General features: G+C 48.3%; 7 protein-coding genes and 1 tRNA gene. 4 read left to right on the top strand and 4 right to left on the bottom strand.

All coding sequences use genetic code 11. From position 1 onward, the window contains the following. Positions 1–101 precede the first annotated feature (101 nt). The 4 genes from FCU94_RS19135 to FCU94_RS19120 form a co-directional block, all read right to left on the bottom strand. Positions 102–176 (bottom strand) — tRNA-Gly (locus tag FCU94_RS19135). Between the two features lie 124 nt (positions 177–300). Further along, positions 301–1665 carry a transporter substrate-binding domain-containing diguanylate cyclase gene (locus FCU94_RS19130; protein ID WP_176290049.1) on the bottom strand — a complete coding sequence of 455 codons (1365 nt, stop codon included), beginning with the start codon at positions 1663–1665 and terminating at the stop codon, positions 301–303. 145 nt (positions 1666–1810) lie between these two features. After that, positions 1811–3811: a HAMP domain-containing methyl-accepting chemotaxis protein gene (locus FCU94_RS19125; RefSeq protein WP_176290048.1), complete on the bottom strand. Its 2001-nt coding sequence runs from the start codon at positions 3809–3811 to the stop codon at positions 1811–1813. A 149-nt stretch (positions 3812–3960) separates the two neighbouring features. Continuing rightward, positions 3961–4500 (bottom strand): DUF3332 domain-containing protein, encoded by a 540-nt coding sequence (locus tag FCU94_RS19120; protein WP_176290047.1) that lies wholly within the window; start codon positions 4498–4500, stop codon positions 3961–3963. Between the two features lie 663 nt (positions 4501–5163). Between FCU94_RS19120 and FCU94_RS19115 the strand changes: the two genes are divergently transcribed. From FCU94_RS19115 to FCU94_RS19100, 4 genes are all read left to right on the top strand, one after another. Next, positions 5164–6717, top strand: coding sequence for an alanine/glycine:cation symporter family protein (locus FCU94_RS19115; RefSeq protein WP_176290046.1), 1554 nt, complete (start codon positions 5164–5166; stop codon positions 6715–6717). 479 nt (positions 6718–7196) lie between these two features. Next, complete coding sequence (gene pdhA, locus FCU94_RS19110; protein ID WP_176290045.1) at positions 7197–8303, top strand: pyruvate dehydrogenase (acetyl-transferring) E1 component subunit alpha; 1107 nt, start codon at positions 7197–7199, stop codon at positions 8301–8303. Then, positions 8296–9279 (top strand): alpha-ketoacid dehydrogenase subunit beta, encoded by a 984-nt coding sequence (locus FCU94_RS19105; RefSeq protein ID WP_176290044.1) that lies wholly within the window; start codon positions 8296–8298, stop codon positions 9277–9279. Before pdhA ends, FCU94_RS19105 begins: the two co-directional genes overlap by 8 nt. Continuing rightward, positions 9276–10424, top strand: coding sequence for a dihydrolipoamide acetyltransferase family protein (locus tag FCU94_RS19100; RefSeq protein ID WP_176290043.1), 1149 nt, complete (start codon positions 9276–9278; stop codon positions 10422–10424). Before FCU94_RS19105 ends, FCU94_RS19100 begins: the two co-directional genes overlap by 4 nt. The last annotated feature ends 31 nt before the right edge of the window (positions 10425–10455 follow it).

The raw sequence follows: 10455 nt of genomic DNA, 5'->3' as shown, positions 1-10455 counted from the left end.
CGAAAAATGTACATCGTGGCACCTTGTCGCATCAGTGCCTATTAGTATTTTCTAATGTTGGATGTAAATAATTGAATTTATTGGAGAATATCGAATGAGATTGGAGCGTACTGCGGGAATCGAACCCGCATCATCAGCTTGGAAGGCTGAGGTAATAGCCATTATACGAAGTACGCTTTGCGTCGAAGACCCAACTAATATGCCACATCTGACTGAAAAGAAAAGTCTTTTATGGCGATTTTAGTTCGACTGCTGAAGATATCACCACTTTCACCATCTACCGCTGATTTTATGTTCAACCTAGAGGAGATGAGAGTAGTTTTGCCCGGTGACACGGTCTTTACCCGCGAGCTTAGACTGATACATCAGCTTGTCCGCATCGGAAAGGGAAATCGACGGTTTGGCCTTTGAGTAGTAGGCACAACCTAAGCTAACGGTAACTGTACGAGTGTCGTCTTCTCGCAGGCCCAAGGTACGAACTTGAGCGCAGATCATCTGCGCCAACTCCATCACGTCTTGATAACTTTCGTCATTCACGATTACTGCAAACTCTTCACCGCCGATTCGACCAATATGATGTGGCTCGGATAACACGCTCTTAGCTGCTTGAGCAACATCTCGAATCACTCTGTCACCCACCTGATGGCCATGCTTATCATTGATTGACTTAAAGTCATCGATATCGAAGATCATTATCGCGATTTGGCCGTTACCGCTGAGGCGACGCTCTAACTCACTAACAAAATGCCGACGATTGCTCAGCTCGGTCAACTGGTCTGTCTCGGAAAGCGTTTTTAACTCTTTATTTGCCCTTTGGAGCTCCTGCGTTCTGGCCTTAACAGTTAAATTGAGCATTACAATATACCCCACACCAACGATTGCGATAAGCACAGCGGCAACCGGCAGTAGGTAATCGGGATAAACCGTGTTCACGTACATCCAGCGATTGAGTATCTTCTGCTTTTCCTCACTGCCTATGGCCGTCATGCCTTGGGTGATTTGCCGTTGTAACGCAAGATTGCCCTCGGCGACGGCCGGACGTAGTTCACCAGAATACAAATGACGCACACCGATAAAACGCTGCATTTGCTCTCTCGAACTCAATAAATAGAAATTCGCCACTTGAAGATCGGCGACAAACGCGTCGAGCTTGCCTTCGTAAGCCGCATCAATCATTTTTTGGTTGTTGGCGAAACTCACTAAGGATAGGTTGGGATAATGAAGGCGAGTGAATGACTCCTCGTAACCGCCAGCCACAACACCGACTTGATAGTCATGCTGACCCAATAAAAAGCGGTCAATGCTGGTGCCAATAAGGTCTTGGCTAATATACATCTGAGTATCGATATTCATTAACGCAGGACCGTAATCAAGAAAAGTGTCACGCTGCTCAGACCATAATAGACCCGCGTGAATATCGGCTTTGCCCTCTTTAACCGCTTCAAGGGACTCTTGCCAATCGGTAAGCAGGAACTCAACGTTGATCTGATACTTTTGACCGTAAGCTTTCCAGTAGTCGACCAAGATACCGTCAGGCTCGCCCTGACTGTTAATAAATGAAAATGGCTTCCACGCTTTGGAATTGGCGATCGTCAGCGTATTCGTCTTCTCGGCAAACGCACTCGCCGTTAACAAGCAAAATAGAATCAGTAATAACCGATACACAGGAACTCCAAACCTTTGTTTCAGGCGCTTTGCTCCCGAACCAATGCTCTACCATATAGAATAGTTATAGATGATACTGTGTTTCGTAATTGTAGTAGATACGCAATTATGAGACCTAGGTCTACTATCTATCTATGTTGTTCAGTTAATTGGTTTTAAATTGTTTCATATCGCTGTTTAGCTCATCAACTTGCGCTTGAACCTGGTTCGAGATTTGCGCCGACGACGCCGAAATATTGGCGACATCTTCAACCGAACCAATCACCTGTTCCATCAATACTTGAATTTCATCCGTTGCAGTCGATTGCTGTTTTGCTGAGCTAAGCAGATCTTGCATTTGTTGGTTGAGACGTTCGATTTGATTCGTTGTCGCACTTAATGTGCCATGCGCTTGCTGAGTATGATCCGCTCCTTCTTTCGCCAACCCTTTACTTTTGTCGATTTCACTCACAACCGCATGAGTAGACGACTGAATAGCGTTAACGATGTTGTTGATTTCAGTCGTAGACTCGGTGGTTCGGGTCGCCAATAAGCGCACTTCATCCGCCACTACAGCGAAACCTCGACCATACTCACCGGCGCGCGCGGCTTCTATTGCAGCGTTAAGAGCGAGAAGGTTGGTCTGCTCGGCGAGATTTTCAATCACCTCTGTCACTCTGCCGATCGCTTCACTCTCTTTACTCAGCTCGGCAACTTGTTCACTGGCTTTTTCTATCGTGGCATGAAGCGCATCCACGGTAGTTTTATTCAAATCTAAGGCTTGAGAGCCATGCTCTATCTGTGCTTTTGACTCAGCTAAAGTGGCGACTGATTGCTCGGCTTGCAGTGCATTGTCGCTCGCGGAGTGACTGACCTCAGTGACCTGCTGACCCACTAACGCCATCGTCGACTTCTGCCCCTCAACTTGAGACACAGCCTGATCACTGGCCTGTTGCAGTGACGCCATGCTGGCCCCCACATTGTGTGCTTTCTCACTCACCCCTTTGACGATATTGGCCAGTGCATCGTTCATTTGGTTGATGGAACGAGTTAAGCTGGCTAGCTCATCGCTTCCCTTAAGCTCTAATGCTGGTTGAGAAATATCGCCGTTCGCGATGGACTCGGCTCGTTTGGAAATAATGGCGACTCGCGAACCAATGTTTTTGCCCATAACATGGGCCGCGGTAAACGAAACGGCGACGACTAAAGCAATTGAAACAACCAGCAGGGACAAAACATAAGTGACGGAACTAAAAATCCCCTGACCACTTTGATCAGCGCGCTGTTGCTGTTGATTGATCACAGCGTCAAGCCCCGCGTTGAGCGACTCTACCGCTGGCACTAACTGGTTGGCCATTTTCTGATTGGCAATGTTCCAATCACGTGAAAACCGCAACTCAACCACTTGTTCTGCAAGTGGGAAATAGAGTTGCTGCATTTCTTTAAACAAGGACCATAAGCCTTGATCGCTATCTGACATCAACTCAATTTTTGATTCAATTTCCGCTACCGACTTATCGTGCGATTGCAAAAAATCTTGGTACTTGTCGAGATGGTCTTGCTTGCCATATAGAAGAAAGTCACGCATCGACGAGAGGGCGTTGGCTAGCGAAGTATAGCTATCGGCGTACAGGCGAAATAACCGTTTACGTTCGCCCCCGTCTTTATTTCCAGCTTCGTCGTTGATCAAACCTTGCAGTTGGTCTAACGCCACTTCAGCTATGGGTGCCGCTTCGTTTATAAATAGCGAATGGGCCGGCAGGTTTTCATCACTATGACTTAGCTCGGCAATCTCGCTGATTGAAGAGGTGACAACAGCCCAATCGGCCAATACTTGCTGATACTGCTGGGCGTCAATTAAAGCTTCTAAAGTAGGAAGGGCCGCCTCAACGCGTTCAATCGTTTGTTGCAAGTGGGTGCGATGAACGTCGCCACTTTGCTCATTCCCGCCTAATAACATGTAAGCACGAAGAGAAGAGACGCTCGCATGAACGGATTGCTGGATGGTGCGTGAGGCGTCGACCGTAGGCAAATCTTGATTGAGTAGCGACTGGGTATAGCTTTCAACGCTGGTTACACTGCGATAGATAAAAAATGCGGATGCGATAAAAAGTACTGCAAGCGACAAAAAACTCAGCTGTAACTTCCCTGATATCGTGAGTTTCATCCTTTAACTCCTGTATTGGTTTCTGCCGTTACTATAGCCCCTCGCAAAGCATTGTTAAATAAATGAATGTCAATTAGCTAAACTTTAGTCTTAGAGTCAGTAAGCAAAAAAAATCCCCGCACGGCGAGGATTCTCAATATTATGCGTGCTTACACACGGGTCGAAACCAGGTAATCGGTCAGTTCCTCGGTGGTCACAGTAGTGACATAGTGATTGTCTAGATAGAACGCAACTGAATCTTCCGTTTTCTCTCCGCGAAGTGATTGCTGAGTACCATCTAGATAGGAGATGTCCATTTGCATGGTAGTCTCGTCAATCTGTTGCAAGGTCGCGTGCTCAATGTTGCGGTTATTTGACAGGGGAACAGACTTAAGCGAATCGTCTAATTGGTCATTCACTTTGATGTAGTTTTTGGTTGGCGTGTCCACCACCGCAGGTGACTTACCTGAAATGGGGTTTGTCCCGGTCCAAAACTCAACCGTATTAAAGATGAATAAGTCCGCCGCACCCGCGATACCGTACACAGGAGAAAGTAGGATAAACATACCAGCGCGAGCGTTACGGTTGTCGACCACTTCTAAATTGAACTTCGACACTAAGCCCGTGGTCGCCATCTGCCCCATACAACCCGTTAATGTGGTTAACCCCAAACCAGCCACTACCGCCAGTTTTAATGCATTTGCTCTCATATCAATCTCCGCTTAGATTTAGATGGCGCGCATCCTACTCCTTAAACGGCTAAAAGCAACTCGCCAGCCAGTAGGTTTGACACGAACTTTACTTAGTTAAGCGGTTGTTATGATTAATTGTTTCTCGTTTAATTCAACGAATGAATGGTAGTCGTTCGTGGGCAACCTACCCTTTCAGACAAAGGCAACGTTTACAGGGCTTATTTGCTCACCTCAACGATAGGCGATAACTCGGCTCTCTACCCTTCATACAGTACTTGCCGTCAGCTGTAGTCGATTATCTCAAAACAACAAGATATTCATTCATAATTAATGATTAGTATTTCATTAATTGCTAAAAAACGTCGAAAATCCCCCATGTCACACTGCTCAATATCTAATCAGATAGTTTTATCTATAGCGCATCATGGCGGTATATCCGACCAATTTAATCAAGTTTATTATTGTTAATATTCCATTAATTCACATAAAACCAGTTAATAAGTTCAAAATGTAGCGTGTGAGTTAGTAAAAATTAGAATTGTTTGCTAGATCAAATTTTCGGTCAAAGATATTGCGCATGCATTAATAAAATGAATAATAGCAAACGTTACAGGAATGTAACAAAACACAGCATTATATAAATATTATTCATATAAACACCTATTCACAGGCAGGAAAAGCATGACAAAGCGTATATCGCTTGCCCTTTTGGCGAGCTTATTTGCAGGTAGCGCTGCGGCATCCAATCTGGATGACAAAATCAACGAAGTCGTTGCACCTATCGTTAACCCTTTTGTAGGAATGATCTTCTCGACTATTCCGTTCCCTTTTACAGACGTACAGGTGCCGTGGATTGTTCTTTGGTTAGTGGTTGCCGCCTCTTTCTTTACTTTCTACTTAGGCTTCATCAACGTGCGTGGTTTCAAACACGCGGTTCAATTGGTATCGGGTAAGTTCTCTGATCCAAAAGCAAAAGAAGAGGGTGAGGTTTCTCACTTTCAAGCACTGACGACGGCCCTTTCCGGCACGGTTGGTCTTGGTAACATCGCAGGTGTCGCCGTGGCTGTATCCATCGGTGGCGCGGGCGCAACATTCTGGATGATCCTAGCGGGTCTATTAGGTATGTCGAGCAAGTTCGTAGAATGTGCGCTTGGTGTTAAATACCGTAACACTAACCCAGACGGTTCCGTTTCTGGTGGTCCAATGTACTACCTGAGCAAAGGCCTGGCTAAACGCGGTAACGCTGCATTCGGTCGTACGCTCGCTGTTCTGTTCTCTGTTTTCGCCATCGGTGGCTCACTGGGCGGCGGTAACATGTTCCAAGCTAACCAGGCGTTCAAGCAGGTTGTGGGGGTGACGGGTGGCGATGCTTCATTCTTCGCAGATAAAGGTTGGTTGTTCGGCCTAATCCTAGCGGTGATCGTTGGTATCGTTATCATCGGTGGTATCAAGTCTATCGCTAAAGTGACTGAAAAGATCGTTCCTTTCATGGCAACTATCTACGTAGGTGCAGCACTTATCATTATCCTGATGAACTTTGACCGTATCGACGATGCATTCAACGCGATTTTCAATGGTGCATTTACTGGTGAAGGTATTGCGGGCGGTGTAATCGGTGTGCTAATCCAAGGCTTCAAACGTGCGGCGTTCTCGAACGAAGCGGGTGTGGGTTCAGCAGCGATTGCTCACTCTGCAGTGAAAACTAAAGAGCCAATGTCTGAAGGTTTCGTGTCACTACTCGAACCGTTCATCGATACGGTTGTTATCTGTACGATGACGGCTCTGGTTATCATCATTACCGGTTACCTAGACACAGATACTGGTCTGGCTGGGGTTGAACTCACTTCAGCGGCATTCGGTAGTGCGATCAGCTGGTTCCCATACGTACTTGCTATCGCCGTCGTACTGTTCGCATTCTCTACTATGATTTCTTGGTCTTACTACGGTCTGAAAGCTTGGACTTACCTATTCGGTGAGAGCAAGACGGCAGAAATCATCTTCAAAGTGAAATTCTGTATCTTCGTCGTCATCGGTGCGGCAATGAACCTTGGTCCAGTTATCGACTTCTCTGATGCAATGATCTTTGCAATGGCTCTAGTGAACATTGTTGGTCTTTACATCCTTGTCCCAGAAGTTAAACGCGACCTAGCCGATTATCTAGAGCGCTTCAATGCGGGTAAAGTGTACAAAGTACAGCAACAAAAAGAGCCAAAACTGGCAGAGCAACCTGAGTAACGCTCAAGTTGAATGATGATAAACAGCAGGCTCAGGCCTGCTGTTTTTGTTTAAAGCGTAACAATTTGTACTCAACGAACCACTACGATTACGGTGATTAGTTTTATCACCGCTTAAATGTGAAGTGCTTTCCTCTAAGTGATAACGCTCATTTCGTCACTTTTCGATATTTTCATCGTCCTAGATCCTTCCTGTATACCTCGGTTTACTTTATGGCTTTGCAGCAAATTAAGCATAATTTAACAATTTGATTACACTTTAGGTAACGGGTGAACAACGACACAGTGTTCTGTGATTTCACTGCTTGGCAGCGCAATGGTATGTGCTTTGTCTACTTGGTAGCAGCTTGTGTTTCGCTCACTCATGATAAGTATCAAGAGCAATATCTACCCTGACTCAATAAGTCGTAACATGATGAATGAGTCACTGTTGGCTGGCCTTATGTGCGATCCACTCAGGCTGGCGGTGAGGAGATAGCAATGAATGTTCAGACGCTTCCCATGCTTCGGTTTATCGATCACAATGGCGTATCGGTCAACCAGCTTCCTGCTTGGGCAGACCTACCCACCCTTATTACCTTCTATAAAGACATGGTGCTCGCGCGCACCTATGACCACAAAGCAGTCGCTTTACAGCGCACCGGCAAACTCGGTACTTACCCTTCTCACTTAGGCGCAGAAGCCTTTGGTATCGGTATTGGTCACGCAATGCACCCGCGAGATGTGTTTGTGCCTTACTATCGAGATATGCCGGCCATGTGGGTGCGGGGGATCGAAATGGAAAAAAACCTTCAATACTGGGGAGGGGATGAGCGTGGTAGCGACTTTCATATCACATCAAGTCACGGTGGTCACGACGAGCATTGCCGCGATTTGCCCTTCTGCGTGCCGATAGCCACTCAATGCACCCATGCCGTCGGTGTGGCGTCCGCGCTAAAAATCGAAGGGCACCATCATGCGGCGTTGGTGACTTGTGGTGACGGCGCCACCTCAAAGGGCGATTTCTTGGAAAGCATCAACTGCGCCGGCGCTTGGAACCTGCCTCTGGTCTTTGTCGTCAACAACAACCAGTGGGCCATCTCTGTGCCCAGAACCCTGCAGTGTGCCGCCGATTTTCTGTCGCAAAAAGCGCAAGGAGCAGGGATCAAAGGGGTCACCGTCGATGGGAATGACGTCGTTGCCATGCATGATAGCGTGCTCGCGGCGCTTGATCGGGCCCGAAAAGGCAAAGGACCAACCTTAATTGAAGCGATCAGTTATCGCCTCAGTGATCACACCACCGCTGACGATGCGAGCCGTTACCGCAGTGACGAAGAACTCAAACAAGCGTGGCAGTATGAGCCTATTCAACGCCTTAAAATGTACTTAGCAGCGCAGCACGTGTGGAGCGAAACCGACGAGCAGGCTTGGCTAAACGAGTGTAAACAACGCGTCGAAACCGCGGTTGACCATTACATGAACCTTACGCCTCAGGCTCCCGAGTCGGCCTTTGATTATCTTTATGAGCAAGCACCCGTTGAGCTCAACCCACAAAGAGACCAGTTGATCCAAAAAGCGATGCGAATGCAGGGAGGCAAACATGGCTGAGCTCACCTTAGTAGAAGCAGTGAATCTCGCCCTGCATTATGAAATGGCGCACGATGAGAATGTTGTTGTTCTCGGCGAAGATGTTGGTGACAACGGCGGTGTGTTTCGCGCCACCGTGGGGTTGAAACAAAAATTTGGTCTACGACGAGTCATCGATTCACCCCTCGCTGAAGCCCTGATTGGCGGCGTCGCTGTCGGTATGGCCAGCCAAGGGTTACGTCCTGTGGCAGAGTTCCAGTTTCAGGGTTTCGTTTTTCCAGCGATGGAACATTTGATCTGTCATGCTGCACGAATGCGCAATCGTACTCGCGGGCGCTTAACCTGCCCTGCGGTTTTTCGTGCCCCATTTGGCGGCGGGATTCACGCACCAGAGCACCATTCTGAGAGCGTTGAGGTGCTGTTTGCCCATACTCCGGGGTTTAAAGTCGTGATTCCTTCTTCTCCCCAACGCGCTTATGGTTTATTGCTCGCCTCGATTCGAAGCAATGACCCTGTGATGTTTTTTGAGCCCAAACGTATCTATCGCACCGTTAAATCCGAAGTCGTCGATAGTGGTGAAGCACTACCGTTAGATAGCTGCTTTACTTTGCGCAAGGGGCGCGACATCACTTTAGTCACTTGGGGAGCGTGCGTGGTGGAATCGTTGCAAGCAGCGCAAAGCCTATCCAGTCAGGGAATTGAAGTGGAAGTCATCGATTTGGCGTCGATTAAACCCATTGATATGGACACCATACTACGTTCACTCGAACGGACCGGACGGCTGCTGGTCGTGCACGAAGCCAGTCGCACGTGCGGCGTGGGTGCCGAGTTGCTCGCTCGCGTCGCCGAAACCGCGATGTGTTTATTAAAAGCGCCGCCAAAGCGTATCACAGGAATGGATACCATCATGCCGTATTATCGCAACGAAGATTATTTCATGATAGATGAGCAAGACATAGTGCAAGCCGCCCGTGAGCTTGTGGAGGGCTGGAAATGAAAACCTTTCTCTTACCCGATCTCGGCGAAGGTTTAGCCGAGTCCGAAATCGTCGAGTGGCACATTGAAGTGGGCGATCACGTCGTAGTTGACCAAGTCGTACTCACCGTCGAAACAGCCAAAGCCGTCGTGGAAGTTCCGGCGCCCTATGCTGGGGTGGTCATCAGTCGCCATGGCGACGCTGGTGATGTGATCAATATTGGCGCATTGCTACTTGAGATTGAAGAGCAACCAGAGCTTGTCGGGACAACGCAAAAAGAAACAAGTCACAAGGCCGATGCCGCTACTGTCGTCGGCAACGTCTCGCAGAGCACCCATCAAGTCAATGTCGATGATTTTTGGGTTGGCAGTACTCACAACTCGTCTTGCGAACAAAGCGTCACCGCCCTTCCGTCAGCTCGATTATTAGCCAAAAAGCTGGGTGTCGACATTGACCGCGTCCACGGCAGCGGAGCAAACGGCATGGTCATCGAGGAAGATATCTATGCTCAAGCCCGCAAGCAAAACCCGGGGACAGAGGTGTTAAAAGGCGCACGCCGCACCATGGTGTCGACGATGTCGGAATCTCACCAGCAGGTCGCAGCGGTCACGATCACGGAGGAAGCCAACTTAGGCGCATGGCTAGAAGGTGAAGATATCTCGGCTCGATTGATCAAAGCAGTGGTCCACGCTTGCCAACAAGAGCCAGCGATGAATGCTTGGTTCGACGCAGAAACCATGACTCGCTGCGTGCACAGCAAGGTCAATATTGGTATCGCGGTTGATAGTCGTCATGGTTTGTATGTCCCGGTGCTAAAAGACGCCGAACAGTATCAAGGCCAGCAAATACGCGCGTGGTTAAACGACACGGTAGCGGGCATTCGCAGTCGGCGTATTGGTCGTGAAAGCCTGCAAAACGCCACGATAACGTTGTCGAACTTTGGCGCCATCGCTGGGATTTTCGCCACACCTGTCGTCTCACCTCCACAGGTCGCGATTGTGGGGGCTGGACGAATCATAGAGCGCGTACAGATTCAGCAGGGGCAAGCGACCGCTGTCAACGTTATGCCTCTGTCGATAACCTTTGACCACCGCGCTTGTACTGGTGGCGAAGCGGCGCGTTTCACCAAACTACTGGTCGAGCATTTACAGCAACCCAAAGCGTAACGCCGATAAAAAAGCGCACTCTCTCGGTGCG

The organism is Vibrio sp. JPW-9-11-11, assembly GCF_013369335.1.
Lineage (GTDB): Bacteria > Pseudomonadota > Gammaproteobacteria > Enterobacterales > Vibrionaceae > Vibrio.
The sequence above is the reverse complement of the archived record's forward strand: the minus strand, read 5'-3'. Positions and strand labels throughout refer to the sequence as shown.